Below are 21,552 nucleotides of genomic sequence, written 5' to 3'. Positions count from 1 at the left end.
GATGCTAGTCGATCGCTTGATCGGCGCGACCGGTCGCGGTGGAGTATTGTTCGAGCGCACGCGAGTACACGGTGTCATGCATCGCCGAAATGCGCTGCCGCTCAACTTCTCTCGAGGCTCTGCTGGCTGCCGGTGTGCTGTCGCGTTCGGCGTGTGTGGCCCTCAAGGCCTCGGTCAGGCTGCTGGGATCGAATCTGTCCAATCCGAAATCGTATGTTCGACATGGCTTTTGATCGGCGAAGTAGCCGCAGTCCGGAGCGATCACCGCGGTCCCCAGGTCGTAGCACGCTTCCAGCCATCCCGAATGTGTTCCGAATCGGTAGGGGAGCACACTGACATCGATTTCGATCAGGTACTGCCAGAGTTCGTTGTCGTCGAACCGGTCGTGAATCCTGAGGTCTACATTGTGCCCGGTTGCGTAGTCGGTCATGATCGCGGCGAGGTCGGCCGTTCGTTGGTCGACACCAGGATCGAGGACATGGGCGTCGAGATCCACCCGCACTCGGGCGTTCGGTAGATCGGCCGCGGTTGAAACGACAGTGTCCAGTATCGCAAGTGGGTCGAGGTTGGCCCGAAGGCTCTTCGCGTGGATGCCGATGACGAACTCGGGCCTGTCCTCACGAGGCCGGCCGATCAAGGGGAGAGGGGCCACGTGCGGATGGGGAATGACAGTGGCCTCGACCCCCCAGCGCCGAGAGATTTCGCTGGCTGCCCCGGTGGTGAGTGTGATGACTTCGTCGGCTCTGGGCACCAGCACTCCCAGCTGTTCCAAGTGCTGCGTGTTGTCCGAGAAGTGAGGGTTGTGCAGGTCGTGGGCGGTGAACACCAGAGGTTTGTCGTGATGGTGCAGCACATCGATGATCTCTCGGAGAAGATCGACGGGGATCGCGTCGAATCCGAAGTGAAGGTGCATCAGATCGAAGTCGTTGATGTGACCGCGTAACCAGGCGGGTTCGAGCCACCGCGGTGGCCACCACGGATCGTTGCTGTCGGCGCCTTCGGGCACCGGATCGGAGAGTCGGGTCACCCGGGAATCGCCGGCGTCGAGATGGGTGACGTACCGGTGTCCCGTGGGGACCGAGGCAATGGTGATCAAGTCGATGATTCCTCCATGGGCATTTCGGATACCCGGGGTGTGGCCACCCCGGCCCGGCTGTTCGAGAGGAGATGCGTCCTGACATCAAAGTACTATCGCGGCGCCCGTCCAAAATGCGGGGTCAAGCGGCGGTGAGCAGAAGGGATGAGGTGGACGGACGTACCCGGCACTACGGCGAGTTCTATGGTGTCGCCGACAACGAGACAATCGACGATCGGCAAATTCTGGTCGTGTGGGGCAACTGTCAGGCCGAAGCGATGAGGGTCGTTCTGTCGGGATCACCTGATCTTGCGTACCGCACGATCCGGGTGCCGCCGGTGCACGAACTCGAGGCCTCCGACATCCCGCAGGTCGAATCGCTCATCCGCGAGGCCGCGGTCATCGTTTCGCAGCCGGTGCGCGGCGGATATCGCGGGCTGCCGATCGGCGGTCCGGACCTTGCCGACATGGCGCCGTCGGCGAAGCGCATCACATGGCCGGTGATCCGCTACGGTGGGCTGTTCCCGTTCCAGGTCATCGTTCGGCATCCTGCGAGCCCCGCTGCGGTTCCGCCCGGCGTTCCGTATCACGACCTGAGAACCATTCTTGCGGCACGGGACGGACAAAAGTCGTTCGACGACTGGGATGTACATGTCGCACGCGAGAACATTGGCGAAGCAGCCCGATGGAGTGTCGAGCAGTTGGCGGCCCGTGAGAGCCGACATTGCGACGTCACCGTCTCCGATGTTCTGCTCGGACTCGGAGCGGACGCTGCACACACCATCAATCACCCGGGCAACAAGGTGCTTCTCGCCCTTGCCGGCCGTATCTTGGGTGAGCTCGGAGCATCTGTGCCCGAGGCACCCGCGCGAGAGCTGCTGGGCAATACTCGAGCGCCACTGGAACAGCGGGTGATCGACGCTCTGGGCCTCGATGCCGCCGCGCAGCTTTCGTGGCGTGTGGATGGAGAATCGCTGAGCGAAGAAGACGTCCACGAACGACAAATTCGCTGGTACATCGACAATCCCGCATACATCGACGCAGCTCTCGACCGCTACCGTGAACTCATCTCGATTCTGGGCTTGTCATGAGAGAAGCGATCGGACACCTCGCCGTTGGACCTCAGACGCATGGGGTTGTTCGCTATGCGCACTCGGTGTTCGAGGCAGCGGTGGCAGTAGGCGCCGACCATCGGCTCCACCATGTGCACGGTCCAGTGGCCGAGTTTCGAGAAATCCTCGAGGACTGCGCGCTTGTCCATCTTCACGTCACCGATCGCTTGTTCGGACGGACGCCGTCCGAGGCGCGAAGCGGTGTGTTGTCAATCATCGAGAGCTTGCGGCGGCCCGTGTCGGTCACCCTGCACGACCTTCCGCAGCCGTCCGACGGCGCGGCCATGCCTGCTCGTGTCGAGTTCTATCGGGCTGTCGCGCGAGTTGCATCGGGCGTGATCGTGTCGAGCCGCCACGAAGCGGACCTGTTTGCAGAGTTCATCGATGCTGCGATGATGGTCGAGGTGGTACCGCTCATGATCGACGACGTCCGTGCCGAAAAGCGCTCTGGAACAAGTGAACTGACGGTAGGCGTCTTGGGATTTCTTTACCCGGGTAAAGGTCATGTGGAAACGTTGCAGGCGATGGCGGGACTCGATCCATCGGTCGCCTTCGTTGCCCTCGGGGGTCCGTCCGCCGGCCACGAGAACCTCGCCGACGAATTGGGCAAGGTTGCCGCAGACATGGGGCGGCGTTGTGAGGTCACCGGGTTCTTGTCCGATGCCGAACTGCGACGACGGTCTGCCGAGATCACCGTGCCGGTGGCCTACCACCGGCACATGTCTGCGTCGGGTTCCATCAACGCCTGGATCTCAGCGGGCCGACGGCCATTGGTACCGCACACCGCCTACACCGAAGAGCTGGCAACACGGTCTCCCGGCGTGGTCACCGTCCACCCCGATGACAATGATTCGCTGCGCATTGCGATCGAGGATGGCTTGGCAGATCCGGACGCCACCTGGATCGATGCCTCGACGGTGCCATCCCCGACGCCGGCGGACGTGGCAACGACGTACGAGCGGCTACTGCGGCGGTGGAGTGCGTGAGCGCCATTCCTCTCGACGACGGACGGATGATCCTGCCCGACAACCGGTGGGACCTCGTCGAGTATTCGTCGGATACGCCGTTGGTGAGTGTTGTCATCCCTTACTACAACCAGCAACGTCAGCTGAACCTCGTGCTGAAAGCGTTGACGGCACAAACATATCCACAAGATCGGTTAGAGGTGGTGATCGCCGACGATGGGTCCGCGCAGGCACCCGATGTCGGCGAGTGGGCCTCGACGCTGTCGGTGACCGTGGTCAGCCAGGAGGACAAAGGGTTTCGTGCCGCGGCGGCTCGCAATCTCGGCGCGTCGACATCCAAGGGATCGATCTTGTGCTTCCTTGATGCCGATACGGTGCCCGCCCCCGACTACATCCGCCGCGCCGTCCGATTGCCCGCGGCGGCCCCGGACACCGTCGTCGTCGGAAGGCGTAAGCACGCGGACCTGTCGCGGGTGGATGCGGGATCGGTAAGCGAATGGTTGACGGACAACGCGCACACCGGACAAGGGCACGCCCACGAACCGCAATGGTTGGTGGACGGGTACGAACGGACCCGGAACCTGCTGACGCCCGGGTGGGACGGGTACAAGTACATGCTCAGTGCTGTGATGACATGCAGCCGTGGACTGTTCGAAACCATCGGAGGTTTTGACGAGTCGTTTGTGCAGTACGGGGGAGAGGACTGGGAACTGGCGAACCGGGCCTTCATGATGGGTGCCGTATTTGCGCATGAACCGGCAGCGCTCGCCTGGCACGACGGGCCTGACTGGGCGGAGCGCCCGGTGACGGACCGAGCGGCGGAGAAGAACGCCGAAGCACTGGCCCTGGCGCCGTTGCTCACCGATCCTGCAGCCAGAGCGACCGGTCTGCAGTACCTGATTCCGGACGTGGCCGTCGTGGTCTCGACTGATGGACATACTGCGCCGTCGTTGTTGCACACGGTGTCCAGCGTGCTCAGAGGCGTCGACGCTGCGGTGTGGTTGACCGGACTCGACGCCGGCGCTCTGTTGCGCGAACTGGGTATTCATGACTCCCGTGTCCGTCTCGGCGAGCCGAACCCGAATGTGCTGTCGCGGTGCCGGTTCGTCGTCGAGGTGACCGGCCGCGTCGTCTTTTCCGCTGACAGCATCGCTTGCCTCACTGCCGGGGTGGCGCCGGGTGCGGCCGGGCAGGTGAACGTCGAATTCGGTTCGGGGTCCTCGGCGTCGGTGACGACGTGGTCGTCGCGTGCGCTGCAGAGGTCACGACGATGGTCGGAAGAAGCAGGACTGACCACCGAGGAGCTGATCGAGATGTTGTTCGGAGTCCGACGCGTCGAGTCCGGAAGTGTCGGAATCGTTGTCGCCGACGAAGACCCGTTGTTGAGTTGGTAGCGCGGCGGTCAGGGTAGCAAGATCACCTTGCCTGCGGCGTGACCGTCTTGCAGGTCCTCGGATGTTCGCCCCCTGAGCGGCAGTCTTGTGCCCCAGGTTCGACTCGAACCCGCAATGGACGGGTTCTGAACCTACCGTCTTGGAAGTTTGGCGATCGTTGGCGTCTTTGTGCTGAATCCAATCTCCTGCTAAGGCTCAAGGGTGTGCGCCCGGCCACCGCCAGTCTTAGGGCTTGTGTCCATCCTGCGTGCCCACTCGTCGAGCCAGGTGTGGTCGGCCGGTTCACGCAGCAGTGTTCCCGACCCACTCACCGGGCTGCCAATGGTGCTCCCAAAGCGTCTGAGCTGACCCGCCGGCTCCATGTGTTGGCAGGTGAGCGTGACCGACGGCGCATCTGTGGTGAGCGGTTCAGTTCATGTTCTCGCCACGCACTGAAATAGGTTGTCTTACAACGAATTGATCCGATGAACAACTTACGTTGGTTGTAGGCTCCGGCTGTTACATTGGCCGGCTCGACCGGCCGTTTGCTATCTCTGCGACCACCACAGGACGGCCCGTTCGGCGCTGGCTTCGGCGCGGGCGCGTTCATCGCCCATGCCGACGAAGTGATTGACGGCCATGGGCCGCAAGACCATGGATACCGGGTCGGCGAAGTGGGCGAAGTGTCCGGCCACCTCGAGGGTGACGAAACCGTGTACGGCACTCCATAACTCGGCCGCGATCTGGCTGCTGTTGCTCAAAGAGACTCGACCTGATTGCGCCAACCTCTCGCAGGCCTCAACCAACACCGCGTACGCAGTCGCGAATCCGCTGGCGGTCTTGTTCTCAGGGGATCCGACGTATCGATAGGTGCCTCGCGTCGACAAGCCGAACATCATGTCGTAGAGGTGGGCGTTGCTCTGGGCCACGCTGCGGGTCGCGAGGGCGATGGCGAACAGCTGCACGCCGGGGTCTTCGTCGGCCTGGGATGCGGCCCTCATGGCTGCTGCCAGGTCTGCATACCCGTGGGCCACCACGTCCTGCAGCAGTTCTTTCAACCCGCCGAAATGGTGGTATACGGCGATGGTCGAGACTCCGGCGGCGTCGGTGATGGTGCGGACCTTCAACTGCTCTGGCCCGAACTCGGCCAGCAGATCCACGGTCGACAGGATCAGGCGTTCTCTCACCGAGCCGTTGGGCTCCGATCCCTGTCCATCCCGTGCGCTTGCCACCAAGACATGGTTTCACAGATCAGTGATGGACCTCTGGGCTGAGTGGCCTCGAGGCTTAGACAGCGCCAATCTTACTGCCGCCGTGCTATAACTTCATTATGCTGACTCTTCGTCGGTCCGCGAACGGGGCCGTCAACAAAACCGCCGTGCTGATCACACTGTGCTTGGCAGTGTTCGTCGTGAACGTCTCTACGACGATCATCAACATTGCGCTGCCGACTCTGGCAACCGAGATCGGTGCGTCGACTCGGGATCTTTTGTGGATTGTCGACGCCTTCAACCTGGCATTCGCGGCACTGGTGCTGGCGGGCGGTTCACTGAGCGATCGCTTCGGCCGCAGGCCGCTGCTGCTCATCGGTCTCGGGGTGTTCCTGATCGCGTCGATGGGAGGTGCGCTGAGCAGCGACTCCACGACGCTCATCATCTGGCGGGGGGTGGCCGGCGTCGCCGCAGCAATGGTGTACCCGGTGACCCTGTCGATCCTGGCCAACGTGTTCACCGAGCGCTCCGAACGGGTCAAGGCGCTGGGATTGTGGGGCGCCGCAACAGGCTTGTCCGTCGCGGTCGGACCGGTGGTCGGAGGCGCGTTGCTCGAATCATTCTGGTGGGGGTCGATTCTCGTCTTCAATGGCGCAGCCGCAGCGGCTACACTCCTATTCGCGCTACGGTTTGTGCCCGACTCCCGCGACCCTGCCACTCCTCCACTCGACTACGTGGGACTGGTCTTGTCGACCGTTGCGCTCGGGGCGTTGGTCTACTCGATCATCGAAGCGCCCGATCGCGGGTGGTCGTCGGTTCCGACCCTGATCGGATTCGCCATCGCAGCAATCATCCTGGCGGTCTTCGTCCTGCACGAGATCCGCGTGGAGCACCCGATGCTCGACGTGCGACTGTTCACCAACCTCCGTTTCACCGCTGCGAGTGGTGCCGTCACGAGTGCGTTCTTTGCGCTCTTCGGTTTCATCTTCTTGGTTACCCAGTACTTTCAGTCCGTGCGCGACTACGGGGCGCTCGAGACGGGTCTTCGGATGCTGCCCGTTGCACTGTCGATCGCGGTCGCCTCGCTGCTCGGACCGCGTCTTGCTGTCTTCATCGGTTCGAAAGTGGTTGTCGCCCTGGGTCTGGTGTCGCTCAGCGCTGCCTTCGGGTGGGCGTCGACACTGTCCATCGACACCGGCTATTGGAGCATTGTCGGACAGATGGTGTTGCTCGGTGCGGGTATCGGTTTGACGAGTACGCCTGCAACAGAGGCGATCATGGGTGTCGTCTCACCTGAGAAGGCGGGCATGGGCTCGGCGGTGAACGACGCCACCCGTGAACTGGGTGGGACTCTGGGAGTCGCAGTCATCGGGTCGGTGGTACTGTCGGTGTACCGCGACCACCTGCACACTGAATCACTACCCGAGCAGCTACAGGAACCGGCACGCGAGTCGGTGGGAGCGGCACTCGCGGCGTCGGAACAGGCCGCGGCGACGCTCGGACAACTCGGCGCCGACGTGGGGGCCCGCCTGGCCGACACCGCCCGGCTGAGCTTTGTGGATGGCTTCACCACCGGTTGCTTCGTTGCGGGCGTGGTGACGGCCGTTGCGGCAGCGCTGACCCTGATCTACCTGCCTGCCCATCCCACCGCACCGACCGGCGGCGACCCCGACGTCGAGAACAAGGCGAAAATGCCCGAAACTCCCTCAGTGGTCGACGGATAGCGGGCGAACCGTAGCGTTGTCGACTGCTGCGGCACCAGTGTCAGCTGGAAGAACTCTGGTCAGACGGTTCAGGCCGGCGTGTTGTAGGCGGGTTCTGGTTTCGCCGTGCTGCGGCCGTCGTTCTCGCCTTGTAGGGCGGCTCGGTGGTCGGTGGTCGGTGTAGGTGATGTGGAGGAGTTGTCGGTATCGGTCGAGGTCGGGCATGACCGAACGGTCTGCGGTGATGGAGATCGAGATGGTGTCGTTTCGGTTGGACGCTGCGTGGGCCAGGGTCGAGAGCGGGGTGAGTGGTTGGATGCCGAAGCCTTTGATGATGGGGTGCCCGAAGATGGTTTGTGACGGGTTCGGGTTGTAGACGTTGGACACGATGATGTTGGCGGTGGCTCGAGTGGGTGGGGGCCTGCGGGCGTGGCTGGAGGCTTGTCGGCGGGTGAGCCACCCGAGTAGTCGCAATAGGGCGGCGGGCGCTACTTCGAGGAGTGGAGCGGTGGCACTCGAGGTCAGTTGTTCGGCCCTGTTCTTTTCCTGGTTGCTGGACTCGGTGATGAGCCGCAGTCGGCGAACGGGATCTGGTTCGTTGATGGACAGGTCGATGACCAGGGGAGTGAACTGATTCGACCCACTGGCGGGTGCCTCGCGTCCGTTGACGATCGCTCGGGTGGACATCGGTGCCAGGGCTGAGAGTGTCTGGGGGCGTTCATCGTGCTCGGCGAGGTACCGGGTGGCGGCGTCACCGATTACCGATAGCAGCACCGTGTTGACTGTGGCGCCGGGCACGCGGCGCTTCATGGCGCGAACTTCGTCGAGTTTCATCTCGTACATCGTGGTCGCGCGGGGTCCGGTGAATCCGGTGTTGAAACGCGTTGCGGGCCAGTGTTTGAGGGCTACCGAGTGTGCGCGTGGACGTGAGACGATGCGTTGTGACGGTGATGTGGTCGTCGAGGCTCAGTTGGGCTTGTCGGGTCCAGTAGGGCGTCCCGATATCGCCGGGCAGCCGGACCAGCCGGGCACTGAACATGTCTGATGCCTTGAGTCGGGGCGTGATGTAGTCACGGACCCCATCGGCAGTGACGGCCAGCGGTCGGCCGTCGGTGGCGGCGATGAGCATGCACGACAACACTGTCGACTCGGTGGCAGCACCGGTGAAATAGATGTACGCGGCGTCATGGGCGGACAGTTCACCCCACGGCTGTCAACCATGACGAGCAATCTGTTCGCAGACCCCAGCGTGCCCGCACGCGCGTCCCGCAGCGAAAAGGGGAGTTCCCTCAGCACCGATGATCGACCACCCCGTAACAAATGCGGAGGCATGCGTCGACGTCATCGCAGCTCCATCATCAATCCACCACAACACCTGTGAAGTATGGAGGATGTGAAAAGAGTTGGCACTACGAAAGATTCAAATGATCGTCACGATCACATCCTGGCACTTTGTAACGAGGCGGTTGGTTGTGGCAGCAGTTTGGCATCGTCGGTAGCGCGAGGTCCGCTCGAGGTGAGGACCCGGGCATGAGCCCGGCATCTCGTTTCGGTACGGCGAACGTCGCCACGTCCCAGCGTCGAATCGGTGCGGACACTGAGTGAGTCACCCGAAATGGGTGAGGAACCGGCTGCGGAAGACTGCCAAGGTGGAACTCAGCTCGACAGAACGCTGTCGAGCTGACCCACTGCAATCGGAAGGGCCCTCATGACCGAAAACGACGGTGAAGACATAGGTCCAATCGACTACCTCGTGGTCGAATTCCCAGCCGACCGGCCCCCGGACGGCTCGGCGCTCCCTCTGCTTCTCGACCTCGTCGACCGGCAGATCATCAGAGTCCTGGACCTGACATTCGTTCGTAAGGAGCTCGACGGCTCTGTGTCGGGGATGGCGATCGAAGAGGTCGGCCTCGGTGGTGAACTCGACATAACGGTGTTCGCCGAAGCCAGTACCGGTCTGCTCGAACACTCAGATCTCGACGAGGCAGCCACGGCGATGGAGCCGGGATCCACCGCGGCCGTTCTGGTGTACGAAAACCGTTGGGCTGCGCCGTTTGCAGTGGCCCTGCGCCGCAGTGGCGCCCAGCTGGTGGCCAATGGCCGAATCCCGACGCAGGCCATCTTGGCCTCTCTCGACGCACTTGACGCCTGACCTTTAGGAGAACACCATGCCAGGACTACTCCGAGGAGTTGCTCGCACCGCTGTTATCGCGGGAACCGCCACATCCGTGTCGAATCGGGTGTCGCGACGACAGGGGCAGCGATGGAGCCAGCAAGCCGCCCAACAGCAGCCCAGCCCGTACGGCCAGGCTCCGCCGCCGCCACCGAGCGTATCGACACCGACCAGCACGGATCGCATCAACGCGTTGAAGGAAATCGCCGACCTCAAGGCACAGGGTGTTCTGACCGAGGACGAGTTCGCGGCCGAGAAAGCCAAGATACTCGCTTCGTGACATCGGCCAGGACACGCCCTGAACGCCGGCATTCACCCGCCCGGGTCGCAATGACAACCGAGAGTGCGCCTTTCATCCCGAAAGGGTGAGGAGAGCGCTCGAGTACCCACGCACACTGACCTCGACAGATTCCCACTCAGATGGAGGATTGTGATGACTTCGACCGAGCGAACAGCTACAACTGGACGTGACCGCCATCCGGTGAGGGAGGGCTTTGCGGCCGGAACGAACTTCGCTGCCGCGACCCTTCTTCTCGTCGTTTCCGTCCTGGGTGTTTTTCAGGGCATCTCAGCGTTGGCGGACGATGAGATCTTCGTTGCGGGTATCGACTACGTGTACAAGTTGGACCTCACCACCTGGGGTTGGATCGTCTTGATTCTCGGGCTCATCGGGGTGGTCATCGGCTGCGGTATGTATACGGGCGCACGTGGGCCCGGGTTGGTGCCGTGGTCATCGCGGGCGTGTCGATCATCATCAACTTTTTGTGGTTGCCCTACTACCCGGTGTGGTCGATCGTGTTGATCGCCCTCGACGTAGTCATCATCTGGGCAGTCACCACCTGGAATCCCGAACGCCTGGACCGCCTGTAGTCGACTTCGTCGGCGGGGGTGTGCACCGTGAGCAAGAACGGCAAAAGGAATCATCGGACCAATCCGGACACGACTGCCGAGGCCGGCGCCCCCGCCCCGATGAAGAACAAGGAGTACCGCCGCCTCATCCGGCCCCTACACGGCGAACTCGTCCAACTCCAGGAGTGGGTCAAATCGACCGGTGCGAGGATCTGCATCGTCTTCGAAGGCCGGGACACAGCAGGGAAAGGCGGTGTGATCAAGGCGATCACCGAACGTGTGAGCCCGCGCGTCTTCCGTGTGGTGGCACTGACTGCACCGACCGAGCGCGAGAAGTCGCAGATGTACGTGCAGCGATACCTGCCGCACTTGCCCGCCGCCGGAGAGGTCGTCATCTTCGACCGGAGTTGGTACAACCGTGCGGGCGTGGAAAGGGTGCTGGGCTTCTGCACCGAGGAAGAGGCTCAGCACTTCCTCCAGATCATTCCGATGGTCGAACATGCCATCGTGCAATCGGGCGTCATTCTCGTGAAGTACTGGCTCGAGGTGGACGAAGCCCAGCAGACTGCGCGTCTGCGGAGCAGGATCGACGACCCTCGAAAGATCTGGAAGCTGTCGGATCTCGATCTGGAATCATACAGTCGCTGGTACGACTACGCCCGGGCCCGAGACGAGATGTTTCATCTGACCGACACCGGCTGGGCACCATGGTATGTCGTCGACAGCAACGACAAGAAGCGCGGCAGGTTGAATGTCATCGAGCACCTGCTGGAACAGGTTCCGTACGAGCCGGTGAAGCGACCGGACATTTCCTTGCCCAAACGGCAACGGCCGCACGGCTACCAGACGCCGACGCAGCCGCTTCATTGGATACCGACGCCGTACTGAAGGCCCGATCCGGAAGGTACATCGGCAATGGTTCTCATGAACTCTTCTGAGACAGAGGTCGGCTGGTACGCACAGGAGGCCGACTCTGTCCTCGCGGCCACCAGTTCAGACCGGCTGGCGGGTTTGACTTCTCACGACGCCGACGAGCGACGAGCACGGTTCGGTCCCAACCAGATTGCGTCGGCACCCGCAATCTCACCCTGGTCGATGGCCTTGACCCAGTTCAAGGACCTGATGAATCTCATGCTGATCGTGGTGGCGGTGGTCAGCATTGCGATCGGGGAGGTGCCGACCGCCATTGTCGTCGCTGTGCTCGTCGGCCTGAACGTCGTCCTCGGTACGCGGCAAGAGATGAAGGCGCGCAACAGTATCGATGCGCTGGCAAAGATGCACACACCGCGGGCGCGGGTCGTTCGTGACCGGACGCTGGTCAATCTCGATGCGACGCTGCTGGTCCCAGGAGACATCGTTGCGCTGGAGGCCGGCGACATCGTGCCTGCCGATGGTCGGCTTCTGACCACTGCGACGCTCGAAACGCAGGAGGCCGCCCTGACCGGGGAGAGCGCTCCGGTGCCCAAGAACGCCCAGGCGCTGGATGTCTTCGATGTTCCACTGGGAGATCGCACCAACATGGCGTTCCAGAACACCTCGGTCACTCGTGGCACCGCGACGATGGTTGTCACCGAAACCGGGATGAACACCGAGATCGGCCGAATTGCGTCGATGTTGTCGGCGGTGACGCCGCGACGTTCCCCGCTCCAACGCGAGCTGAATACGTTGACCAAGGTGCTCGGCCTCATCGCGTGGTCGGCGGTGGCGCTCATCGTCGTCATCGGGGTTCTCCGGGGACAGAGTCTGACAGTGGTTCTGTTGCTGGGCATTTCGATGGGTGTATCGGCGATTCCCACTGGTCTGCCGACCTTCGTGCAGGCCATGCTCGCGTTCGGAGCCCGTCAGCTCGCATCGGCGAACGCAGTGGTGAAGAACCTCACCGATGTCGAGACGCTCGGCGCCACGAGTGCGATCAACTCGGACAAGACCGGCACCTTGACCATGAACCAGATGACGGTCAGGTCGCTCTATTTTCATGGCCGGTGGTACACGGTGGAGGGCGAGGGCTACACCAAGTCCGGGCGGATCACGCAGGTCGCAGGCGAGACGCCCTCTGACTTCACGCTCCTCGCGTACGGGATGTGTCTCGACAGCGATGCCACCGTGTCTGACGAAGGGGAGGTCGTGGGTGATCCGACCGAGGCCGCCCTGATTGTGCTCGCAGCGAAGATGGGGGTGGACGCACCCCGCACGCGGGCTGCCTATCCCCGGACGGCAGAAGTGCCGTTCGATTCGTCGTACAAGTTCATGGCAACGTTTCACGACCTTCCGGTCGACGGCGGCGTCCAGTTCGTCGGACTGGTGAAGGGCGGCCCCGACGTGGTCTTGGCCCGTTGTAGCGGCGCCGTAGGAGCCGACGGCCGGCACATCTCGATCGAGACCGTTCGGGAGGAGCTGTTCGGAGTCAACCGCCAGTTGTCTGAAAAAGGCCTTCGCGTACTGGCATTCGCGTATCGGTCACTCGACGGCCGGCAGAACGAGGTCCGGTCCGACCCGATGTCTTTTGTGAAGGATCTGACGTTTGTGGGGATGGTCGGCATCATCGACCCCCTTCGCCCGGCCGCGGTCGAGGCGGTGCGCATTGCGCAAGCCGCCGGAATCGAGGTCCGGATGATAACCGGTGACCACACGATCACTGCGTCGGCGATCGGAGATCAGCTCGGTCTGGGACCAGGGGCGATCAGTGGCAGCGAACTGGTGGCGATGGACGATGAGGCACTGGGCGATTCACTCCCGCGCCTGCATGTCTTCGGCAGGGTCACCCCCCAGGACAAGCTCCGGTTGGCGAGCGTGATGCAGGACCGGGGTGCCATCGTGGCAATGACCGGGGATGCGGTGAACGATGCAGCGGCACTGAAGAAGGCTGACATCGGGGTGGCGATGGGCTCTGGGAGCGAGGTCACCAAGCAGGCGGGCAAGATGGTGCTCACCGATGACAACTTCGGGACGCTGATCACCGCCATCCGACTGGGCCGGGACATCTACGAGAAGATCGTCTCCTACATCCGGTACCAGATGGCGAAGCTCTTCTCGCTCGTGCTGCTGTTCCTGGCGGCGAGTGTGTTCAACATCAACGAAGGGGTCGCCCTGACCCCGCTGATGGTGTTGTTCCAGCACTTCTTCATCACGCTGTTCCCGGTGGCGGTGATCATGCTCGATCCGCCGTCCGACGATCTGATGAGCAGGGCACCTCGAGATCCTGGGAGCTCCATCGCCAACAAGAAGGCGTTGGTGCAGTGGGTGTTCTACGGCGTACTGCAATTCGGTGTGACCCTCGCCGCGATGCTGGTCGCACCTGGCGAGATGAGCACCTCGGAGGCGAATGTGCCGATGACCACGGCCTTTGTAGTGCTCTCTCTCGGTTCGGTGTTCGCCGGACTCGTCATGCGCCGTGACCCCGCATCAGGCCTCGATGCGCCGATACTCGGCGCATTGAAGACGCTGTCGATACCGGTGATCGTGACGGTGTGCGCCGTGGAACTGGGTTTCCTTCAAGACCTGCTCATGACATCCCCGTTGACGGGAGGCCAGTGGCTCGCTTGCCTCGGCTGGGCTCTGATCATCCCGGTCGTGGTCGAGGCCGAGAAGTTCATCCGTCGGCGTAGGCTTCCGGATCCGCGCCCCGCGATGACGGTCGCTGCGGCGGTCAACCCGCGAACCATTCGCTGAAGGCGCCCATCATGTCGTGGATGGCGGGACTCGCCAAACTCCCCGGGGTCGTGACCGCACGAGCGTACCGACGGCAATGGTTGCGATCGGACGTGACCGCGGGGCTGGTGTTGACAGCCCTGCTCATCCCGGCAGGCATGGGTTACGCCGAGGCCGCAGGACTGCCCGCGTATGCCGGTTTGTATGCGACGATCGTGCCCTTGCTGATGTACGCGTTGGTCGGGCCATCGAAGATCTTGGTCCTCGGGCCGGATTCGTCGCTGGCCCCGCTCATCGCCGCCGCCGTCATTCCTCTCACCGTCACCGACGACCCCGAAGAAGCGCTGGCCCTCGCCGGCGTCCTCGGGATCCTCGTCGGTGTGATCCTGCTGGTCGGCGGCTTCCTCCGACTGGGCTTCGTCACCGAGCTGTTGTCCAAACCCATCAGGCTCGGCTATCTCAATGCCATTGCGCTGGTGGTGATCGTGGGTCAACTGCCCAAGCTGCTCGGATTCGATGTCGACGGATCCGGTCTGCTCGAGGAGGTCAAAGAGATCGTTCAGGCGGTGCTCGCGGGCGACACCGATCCTGTCGCAACCGTCGTCGGCGTGTCGTCTCTCGGAGTCATCCTCGCCTTCCGTGTGTGGTGGCCGCGGATACCAGGAGTCCTGGTCGCCGTCGTCGGCGCGATAGTCGTCTCTGTTGCCTTCGGATTGACGGACGAGATCGAGATGGTCGGCGCCTTGCCGCAGGGTCTACCTCTTCCATCGTTCGACGGAGTCGACTGGGCCGACGTGGGCCGGCTTGTCGGTCCGGCTGCCGGGATCGCGCTCATCGCCTTCGCCGACACAGGTGTTCTGTCTCGGACCTTCGCGGCGCGACGGGGAGAGGATGTGAATGGGAGCAGTGAGATGAAGGCAGTCGGGGCAGCCAATATCGCGGGGGGTTTCCTGGGTGGATTTCCGGTGTCCGCCAGCGGATCTCGGACCCCCGTCGCCGAACAGAGCGGCGCCAAGACCCAATTGGCATGTGCGGTGGGCGCGATCGCCGTACTCGCATTCATCTTCGTGGCGCCCGAGGTGACGACGTACCTGCCTGACGCGGCACTAGGGGCAGTGGTCATCGTTGCGGCCACGGCGTTGATCGACGTGGGTGGCATGGTTTCGATGTGGCGAATGAGTTCGGTGGAGTTCAGCCTCGCGGTGGCGGCCTTTCTCGGCGTCGCACTCGTCGGCGTTCTCGAGGGCATCTTGGTTGCCATCGGTCTGTCGTTTGTGGCCGTCGTCGCGCGTGCCTGGCAGCCGTACCGCGCCGAACTGGTGCAGATCCCGGATCGCCCTGGCTTCCATGACGTGGACCGCCATCCCGATGGTCGCCGGATCCCGGGCCTGATCCTGGTGCGCTTCGATGCCCCGCTGTTCTTCGCCAACGGCGAGATCTTCGATCAGTACGTGCGCACACTCGTATCGCAGGCGGCACAACCGGTCGAATGGGTTGTGATTGCGGCAGAACCGATCACGGGACTCGACACCACTGCCGTCGATGAGCTGGTGGACCTCGACACCTACCTCGAGACCAAGAACATCCGGCTGGTCTTCGCGGAGATGAAAGGACCGATCAAGGACCGGCTCATCCGGTACGGCCTGAGCGACAGGTTCGATGCCACCCACTTCTACCCGACACTCGACTACGCAGTACAGGCATATGCCGACCGAACAGGGCAGAGCAGTGACACAACGGAGCGACCATGATCAACAAACAGCACCAGGCTGCGCAGAATGTGACCACCGGAAGCCGATGGTGGGCCAGGGCGGCGTTGTTGTTCGCCGTACTCACCGTGGTGGTTCCAGTGCTGTGGGCCGGGTTGGCCAGTACCCTCGGGGTCTTACTGGTCGGTGCGGGTGCGAGCATCGTGACCACGGCCGCGATCTACTGGATTCTCGCCAGCCGTGGCATCCTACGGTGGATCTCGACCGCCATCGCGGTGATCGCTCCGCTCGCCATGTTGATCGTCTTCATCCGTGCGGAACTGCTTGCGGCTGTGATGGCGGCATGTGTACTGGCCCTGATGGCGGTGCTGTGTGCCCGTGCGGCGTTGCACAATCCGACCACCGGACGGATGCCGACACGTTCAGCCGTCGTGGCCGAGAAGCCCTTCCTCATCATGAATCCTCACTCCGGGGGCGGAAAGGTCGCGAAGTTCGACCTCAGACGAAAGGCTGAGGAGTTGGGGGCCGAAGTGGCGTTGCTCGAAGGCCCTGTGACGGTTGACGTCACCGCGATGGCGCAGGATGCGATCGCACGAGGAGCCGATCTGCTCGGCGTCGCCGGCGGGGACGGAACCCAGGCCCTGGTTGCGGCAGTCGCGGCCGAGCACCGGGTGCCGTTCGTGGTGATCAGCGCGGGTACGCGCAACCACTTCGCAATGGACCTCGGTCTTGACCGCAAGGATCCGAGCCGGTCGCTCGATGCGCTGCGAGACGGTGTCGATATCTCGGTAGATCTCGGCCGGATCAACGACAGGCCATTCGTCAACAACGCGTCCTTCGGGGTCTACGCCGAGATCGTCCGCAGCCCGGCATACAGAAACGACAAGGCGACAACCGTGCTCTCATCCATGCCCGATCTCCTCGCCGAACACACCGGGTCGCGCCTGACCGCACAATTCGGTGACATGGAGGTGCGTGGACCGCAAGCGGTGCTGGTCAGCAACAACCCCTATGGCACAGGTGATCTGGCAGGGCTCAGTCGACGAACGCGGCTGGACCGCGGCGTCCTGGGCGTGGTGACGATCTCTGTCGCGAGCGCTCGGCAGGCGGTCGGATTGCTGCGCCGCACGAGAACCAGGGGACTGATCCAGCACACGGCAACCGAAGTCGTCGTCGAGGCCGATACGCCCGAAGTCCCGGTAGGGGTCGACGGCGAGACCTTGATGCTGGCCACTCCCGTTCGCTGCTCGATCGAGCCGGGGGCACTGCGCGTGAGGCTCCCGCGTGATCTGCCTGCGGCCCGGCCCCCCGAGCCACCGATCGACTGGGTGCAGTTGAGGCGGCTTGCTCTGGGTCGTGGCGTGGCGACCATCTCGTGACATCTGCACCCCGTCGCGAATGCCGGCACCAGAACTTGCTTCCGTCCCGGAATGTTCACCCCAAAGGGGTGATGCGGGCCCGGTAGATGGGGCGAAAGGTTTGTAGAGCGCGCTGGTCGTCCGCGTCGGACAACCAACCTCGACGATCTGGGGCAATCATGGTCGCTACCAATGGAAACCTTCCACTCGATGACACCGAGCGGGCTGAACTCGAGCGGTTACGCCGACAGGTCGCGGACGTCCAGCGCGACCAATCCGGTGGGCAACAGGGTGCGGAGACCGGTGCGTCGGAGGGTCACCGCGCCCTGAGGTGGACGGCAACCATCTTGCTGTTGATCATTGTTGCAGCGCTGGCCATCTCAGGGGTGCTGGCCCGCTTCGCTCGCAGTGAGGTGCTCGACACCGACCGCTACATCGAGACAGTCGCACCGCTGGCGAGCAACAGCACATTGCAGGACGAACTCGCGGGTCAGATCACTGCGGCCATCATGGAGCGCGCAGAAATCGCGAAGGTCACCCGGGAGGCTTTGAACGCGTTGACCGAGAATGCGCCGAACGTCCCACCGGCGGTGGTCGGACTCGCCCCTGTGCTGACCGAGCAGGCAGAGTCGTTCATCGATGGAACGGTGCAATCGCTCTTGGCCTCAGACCAATTCAAGACACTGTGGGTGCAAGCGAACAGGCAGGCCCACGAGGCGCTGGTGAAGCTGCTGACCGGTGAGGATCGCGCCGCTGTTGTCGTTGATGACTCCGGGACCGTCAGCATCGCCCTGGGTCCGATAGTCGCGGACGTACGAGAACGCCTGCAGTCACGTGGATTCGAGTTCGCCGACAGCATCCCGGAGGTGAACAAGTCATTCGTGATCTTCCGGTCGCCCGAACTCGTCCGAACCCAGAACGCGGTGTCCACACTCGACAAGGCTTCGGCCATTCTTCCCTGGCTCACACTGCTCGTCGCTGTGGCTGCGGTATGGGCAGCTCCGCGCGGCTCACGAAGACGTGCCGTGTCGCTCGTCGGAGTGTCCGTCGTGCTGGCGATGGTGTTACTGGCGATCGGGTTGACCATCGGCCGTTCAATGTATCTGGATGCGGTGCCTGCCGACGTGTTGTCATCTGGATCGGCGGCGGCGTTGATCGATGCGCTGTTGGTTCCACTACGGTCGACGCTCCGCGCTGTGGCAGTGGTCGCGATCGTGATCGCTCTGGTCGGTTATCTGACCGGGTCGTCGCGGTCTGCGACTGCGATCCGCGGCGCGTATTCAAATGCAGTGGACTCCTTCAGGGGCAGGAGTGCGCGTACACCCCGCCCGATCGAAACCTACGCGGCGACATACCGGATGCCGCTTCGGCTCGTCATCGTCGCGGCCGGTATCGCCACGTTGTTATTTTGGGATTATCCCTCTGGCATGGTCGTGGTGACGACCGTGTTGATCGCGGTGGTCGCGCTCTTTGTCGTCGAACTCATCGCACGTCCTGCCCTCGGGGATCCGGCATCGACGTCACCGGTGGACGATTCATCGAGCACCGTTGAAAGAAGCACTGCGACAAAGGTTCCTCCGACAACGGGCGCTGGACATCTTGACACGACGGAGGGATCGGTGGATGGGCACAAAACCAGACGGTGAACGTCGGCAGATCGCCGCAGTTGCCAAGCGGCTGGGGGACTCTCACCCGAAAATCGCAACGGCCGATGTCGACCGGCTTGTCCAGACGATCTATGACCGCTTCCTCGACGCGCGCGTTCGCGACTTCATACCGCTGCTGGTCGAACGGCGCGCTCGTGAGGCACTGCTGCAGGGACCCCGGCCGCCTTCACCGCCGGCCGTCGCGCCTACCACTGTCGACTTCCCGATGGTCGAACGGCTCGAGCAGTCAACCTCACTCGGTGCGGCACGTTATTCGGCCTGACAGCACATCGCGAGGTTCGACCTGGGCCCGCGTGGTGGAGACGGCAGGGCGGGACCCTCGCAGGTCACGCAGGCTGTTCGCGGGTTGAGCCATCACCCTCATCGGACGGGGCCTGTGTGCCGGTCGGCACCCGGGGAATGCCGCCGGTGAAGAACAGTGCGGCCAGCGCGAGCAGCGCAGCGAGCGAGAATGCGACGCGCAGGGCCTTGAGACGAGCCTCGGAGTTCAAGTCCATGATTGCTTGAGCCTGCTCCTGCGGAACCGCGGCCTGCGTGAGGGAAGTGCTCAACTGGGTGTCCGAAACGAACGGCACACCGCTGACGATCTCTGCCGTCGCTTGTTGTTTGACGGGTGCCGGGACATTCGGATTGTTCTGGATCCCGGTGATGATCGAGGTGGTCAGGGTCGCGATCAACACCGACCCGATCAGGGCGGTCCCCAGGGACGCGCCCAGGTTGGTGGCGGTGTTCTGGAGTCCACCGACCTCGGCGCTCTGGGAGTCGGGGACCGCCGACACGGTCACGGCGCCGAGCTGAGAGGCCAACGCGCCCAATCCCAATCCCATCAACAGCATGGGGATCGCCACCACCCCGGCATTGGCCGACGGATCCAGACCTGCGACGAGGATCAGGATCCCGATGATCATCGACACAAGACCGAGGCGGACCACCCGGCGGGGATCGGCACGTGGTCTGAACTTGGGGATTCCGGCGGCGGCCAGCAACAGAGCAACGGACAGGGGCACCAGGCGGATACCGGTGTCGAGCGCACTGAGTTCGAGCACCACGGACAGAAACAGTGGAACAGCGAAGAACACCCCGGCCTGAACGGTGAACTGGGCGAAGAACATCGTGAGCCCACCTCTGAGTTCACGATTACGTAGCAACTTTGGATCGATCAGCGGCTCGCCGCCGGTCGTCGCGAGATGGGTCTGCCATCGCAGGAACACGTACAGCAACGACGTCCCGGCGAGAACCAGCCAGATGACGGGCGACAGTCCGAGCACCTGTGTGTCGGTCTTGGCCGTCACCCAGCCCCACTGGCTCGAACGCAGAACCCCGAAGACGATCATGCCCAGGCTCGCGACAGAGAGGGCAGAACCGATCAGGTCGAGACCCACCTTCGACGGTGGGACCTCATTGATGCGCCGCAGCACCAGCAGGATCGCGACCACCAGGACGACCTCGCCCACAAAGACATAGCGCCACGACGCAAACGTTGTCACAGCTCCACCGATCAGAGGGCCGGCAGCCACTGCCATCGCTCCGGAGGCGGCGACCAAGCCGTAAGCGGCCGAGCGCTTTCCGGCCGCAAAGTTCGCCGCGACCAGAGCCACGATCGCCGGCATGATCAAAGCGGCGCCGATCCCCTCGAGCAGTGACCAACCGATGAGGAGGACCGCCAGATTGGGGGACAGAGCGGTGGTCAGGGATCCTGCGCCGTAGATCACCAGGCCGATGCCGAATGCCTTTCGACGGCCGATGATGGTGCCGACCTTGCCGCCGGAGATCATCAGCGTTGCCATCACCAACGTGTACAGCGTGATTGCCGTCTGTATGCCGGTGATGCTCGTGTCGAGATCGTTGGCAACCGTCGCCATGGACACGTTCATCACCGAACTGTCCAGTGTCATCAGGAATTGGCCGGCGGCCAGGACCGTGAGTACCAGTCCGGAACTGGCGGTCATCTTCGAGTTGGGACCGCTGGGTTTGACGGGCACGGACATCGTCACTCCTTTCGCTCCGAAAGACGGCGTCGGCAGATCAGTGCGTGATGATGATCTTGACGATGGTGATGACAGTGGCCAACGATGCGACGAGCAGGCCCGACACCAGGGCCCTCCACGATGCGCCTCCCCGTAGCCGCTCGACCACGATGCCCAGCACGGCGATCCGAAAGATGATCACGGCTGCGGCGCACAACTGAGCTCCCGGTGGATCGAACAGGGCGATGACATCGATCGAACCGAGGAACAAGATCACGAAAGGCACAGTCCCCGAGCTGATGATGGGCACCGCGTCCCGGACCACCGACGAGATCCTCAGTGCTTGCTCGGGACCGTCCTGGCCGGCCGTGAACCCGTGTGACAGCCAGTGGGCGAAAATATGCGCGGCGAAGGTCGACACCGTGGTGCCCAACACCAGCCAGGCGGCCATGCTTTCGCTCACGGAGTGGGCGTCGGAGACCACCACAACCGACAGCACGAGGATGTTGCCGTAGGCGAACGCCGAGACCCGCTGGCTTGCCCTCTCGGGTGAGAGCTGACCGCCGCCGCTGCGACGCGTCAGCGAGACCAGCCATCTCGGTTCTTTCCCCCCGGCCCACCGGTTGTCTGGTGCATCTGTGGGATTCGACGGCGCCTCGGATCTGCCCGGGCGCCAGGTGTACAGATCACGCCCGGGCATCTGGGTCTCCGCTGCGATCAAGGGCCTGCATCGGGGAGGGGC

The 21,552-nt window shown here is 63.2% G+C and carries 17 protein-coding genes and 1 pseudogene; 13 read left to right on the top strand and 5 right to left on the bottom strand.

The annotated features are described in order from the left end of the window. Window positions 1-4 precede the first annotated feature (4 nt). A complete protein-coding gene (locus W823_RS49825; RefSeq protein WP_023960935.1) occupies window positions 5-1,096 on the bottom strand; it encodes a glycosyltransferase in 1,092 nt (363 codons plus the stop codon). 131 nt (window positions 1,097-1,227) lie between these two features. Between W823_RS49825 and W823_RS49820 the strand changes: the two genes are divergently transcribed. From W823_RS49820 to W823_RS49810, 3 genes are all read left to right on the top strand, one after another. Continuing rightward, window positions 1,228-2,166, top strand: a complete 939-nt coding sequence (locus tag W823_RS49820; RefSeq protein WP_031332947.1) for a WcbI family polysaccharide biosynthesis putative acetyltransferase — start codon at window positions 1,228-1,230, stop codon at window positions 2,164-2,166. A 65-nt stretch (window positions 2,167-2,231) separates the two neighbouring features. Then, window positions 2,232-3,173 carry a hypothetical protein gene (locus tag W823_RS49815; RefSeq protein ID WP_235189616.1) on the top strand — a complete coding sequence of 314 codons (942 nt, stop codon included), beginning with the start codon at window positions 2,232-2,234 and terminating at the stop codon, window positions 3,171-3,173. After that, the gene (locus tag W823_RS49810) at window positions 3,170-4,546 is read left to right on the top strand and encodes a glycosyltransferase (RefSeq protein ID WP_023960929.1); all 1,377 of its coding nucleotides are present in this window, start codon (window positions 3,170-3,172) and stop codon (window positions 4,544-4,546) included. The genes W823_RS49815 and W823_RS49810 overlap by 4 nt, the downstream gene beginning before the upstream one ends. 527 nt (window positions 4,547-5,073) lie before the next feature. Here the strand turns inward: W823_RS49810 and W823_RS49805 are convergent. Beyond that, window positions 5,074-5,757 carry a TetR/AcrR family transcriptional regulator gene (locus tag W823_RS49805; RefSeq protein WP_023960927.1) on the bottom strand — a complete coding sequence of 228 codons (684 nt, stop codon included), beginning with the start codon at window positions 5,755-5,757 and terminating at the stop codon, window positions 5,074-5,076. 98 nt (window positions 5,758-5,855) lie between these two features. Between W823_RS49805 and W823_RS49800 the strand changes: the two genes are divergently transcribed. Continuing rightward, entirely contained in the window at window positions 5,856-7,460 is a 1,605-nt protein-coding gene (locus W823_RS49800; RefSeq protein WP_023960925.1) for an MFS transporter, read from the top strand. Here W823_RS49800 and W823_RS49795 read toward each other — a convergent pair. Next, a complete protein-coding gene (locus W823_RS49795; RefSeq protein ID WP_161634034.1) occupies window positions 7,443-8,273 on the bottom strand; it encodes a WS/DGAT domain-containing protein in 831 nt (276 codons plus the stop codon). The two genes, W823_RS49800 and W823_RS49795, sit on opposite strands and share 18 nt — an antisense overlap. Window positions 8,274-9,147: 874 nt before the next feature. Between W823_RS49795 and W823_RS49790 the strand changes: the two genes are divergently transcribed. From W823_RS49790 to W823_RS56780, 9 genes and pseudogenes are all read left to right on the top strand, one after another. Then, window positions 9,148-9,591 carry a DUF6325 family protein gene (locus tag W823_RS49790; protein ID WP_023960921.1) on the top strand — a complete coding sequence of 148 codons (444 nt, stop codon included), beginning with the start codon at window positions 9,148-9,150 and terminating at the stop codon, window positions 9,589-9,591. Window positions 9,592-9,607: 16 nt separating this feature from the next. After that, window positions 9,608-9,892, top strand: coding sequence for an SHOCT domain-containing protein (locus W823_RS49785; RefSeq protein WP_023960919.1), 285 nt, complete (start codon window positions 9,608-9,610; stop codon window positions 9,890-9,892). A 153-nt stretch (window positions 9,893-10,045) separates the two neighbouring features. Continuing rightward, window positions 10,046-10,482, top strand: a pseudogene (locus W823_RS49780) (hypothetical protein). Window positions 10,483-10,509: 27 nt separating this feature from the next. Then, window positions 10,510-11,349, top strand: coding sequence for a polyphosphate kinase 2 (ppk2, locus tag W823_RS49775; RefSeq protein ID WP_051406640.1), 840 nt, complete (start codon window positions 10,510-10,512; stop codon window positions 11,347-11,349). 36 nt (window positions 11,350-11,385) lie between these two features. Further along, complete coding sequence (locus W823_RS49770; RefSeq protein ID WP_369792648.1) at window positions 11,386-14,130, top strand: cation-translocating P-type ATPase; 2,745 nt, start codon at window positions 11,386-11,388, stop codon at window positions 14,128-14,130. Between the two features lie 11 nt (window positions 14,131-14,141). Continuing rightward, window positions 14,142-15,860: a SulP family inorganic anion transporter gene (locus W823_RS49765; protein WP_023960914.1), complete on the top strand. Its 1,719-nt coding sequence runs from the start codon at window positions 14,142-14,144 to the stop codon at window positions 15,858-15,860. Beyond that, the gene (locus tag W823_RS49760) at window positions 15,857-17,197 is read left to right on the top strand and encodes a diacylglycerol kinase family protein (RefSeq protein ID WP_023960912.1); all 1,341 of its coding nucleotides are present in this window, start codon (window positions 15,857-15,859) and stop codon (window positions 17,195-17,197) included. The genes W823_RS49765 and W823_RS49760 overlap by 4 nt, the downstream gene beginning before the upstream one ends. A 158-nt stretch (window positions 17,198-17,355) precedes the next feature. Further along, a complete protein-coding gene (locus W823_RS49755; protein ID WP_023960910.1) occupies window positions 17,356-18,822 on the top strand; it encodes a hypothetical protein in 1,467 nt (488 codons plus the stop codon). Continuing rightward, a complete protein-coding gene (locus W823_RS56780; RefSeq protein WP_023960908.1) occupies window positions 18,800-19,105 on the top strand; it encodes a three-helix bundle dimerization domain-containing protein in 306 nt (101 codons plus the stop codon). The genes W823_RS49755 and W823_RS56780 overlap by 23 nt, the downstream gene beginning before the upstream one ends. 64 nt (window positions 19,106-19,169) lie before the next feature. On the opposite strand, the gene W823_RS49750 is transcribed toward W823_RS56780, so the two are convergent. Both W823_RS49750 and W823_RS49745 read right to left on the bottom strand, forming a co-directional pair. Next, window positions 19,170-20,831 (bottom strand): MFS transporter, encoded by a 1,662-nt coding sequence (locus tag W823_RS49750; protein WP_051406639.1) that lies wholly within the window; start codon window positions 20,829-20,831, stop codon window positions 19,170-19,172. A 37-nt stretch (window positions 20,832-20,868) separates the two neighbouring features. Then, on the bottom strand, window positions 20,869-21,510 hold the full coding sequence (locus W823_RS49745; RefSeq protein WP_023960904.1) for a hypothetical protein: 642 nt from the start codon (window positions 21,508-21,510) through the stop codon (window positions 20,869-20,871). Between the last annotated feature and the right edge of the window lie 42 nt (window positions 21,511-21,552).

It is taken from the genome of Williamsia sp. D3, assembly GCF_000506245.1.
GTDB classification, from domain to species: domain Bacteria; phylum Actinomycetota; class Actinomycetes; order Mycobacteriales; family Mycobacteriaceae; genus Williamsia; species Williamsia muralis.
The sequence above is the reverse complement of the archived record's forward strand: the minus strand, read 5'-3'. Positions and strand labels throughout refer to the sequence as shown.

Excerpts from the sequence above, each read along its gene's own strand:
- W823_RS49795 (WP_161634034.1), bottom strand. The coding sequence starts at position 8,273 with ATGAAACTCGACGAAGTTCGCGCCATGAAGCGCCGCGTGCCCGGCGCC.
- W823_RS49785 (WP_023960919.1), top strand. The coding sequence starts at position 9,608 with ATGCCAGGACTACTCCGAGGAGTTGCTCGCACCGCTGTTATCGCGGGA.
- W823_RS49750 (WP_051406639.1), bottom strand. The coding sequence starts at position 20,831 with ATGTCCGTGCCCGTCAAACCCAGCGGTCCCAACTCGAAGATGACCGCC.
- W823_RS56780 (WP_023960908.1), top strand. The coding sequence starts at position 18,800 with ATGGGCACAAAACCAGACGGTGAACGTCGGCAGATCGCCGCAGTTGCC.
- W823_RS49790 (WP_023960921.1), top strand. The coding sequence starts at position 9,148 with ATGACCGAAAACGACGGTGAAGACATAGGTCCAATCGACTACCTCGTG.
- W823_RS49745 (WP_023960904.1), bottom strand. The coding sequence starts at position 21,510 with ATGCCCGGGCGTGATCTGTACACCTGGCGCCCGGGCAGATCCGAGGCG.
- W823_RS49800 (WP_023960925.1), top strand. The coding sequence starts at position 5,856 with ATGCTGACTCTTCGTCGGTCCGCGAACGGGGCCGTCAACAAAACCGCC.
- W823_RS49765 (WP_023960914.1), top strand. The coding sequence starts at position 14,142 with ATGTCGTGGATGGCGGGACTCGCCAAACTCCCCGGGGTCGTGACCGCA.
- W823_RS49770 (WP_369792648.1), top strand. The coding sequence starts at position 11,386 with ATGAACTCTTCTGAGACAGAGGTCGGCTGGTACGCACAGGAGGCCGAC.
- W823_RS49760 (WP_023960912.1), top strand. The coding sequence starts at position 15,857 with ATGATCAACAAACAGCACCAGGCTGCGCAGAATGTGACCACCGGAAGC.
- W823_RS49755 (WP_023960910.1), top strand. The coding sequence starts at position 17,356 with ATGGTCGCTACCAATGGAAACCTTCCACTCGATGACACCGAGCGGGCT.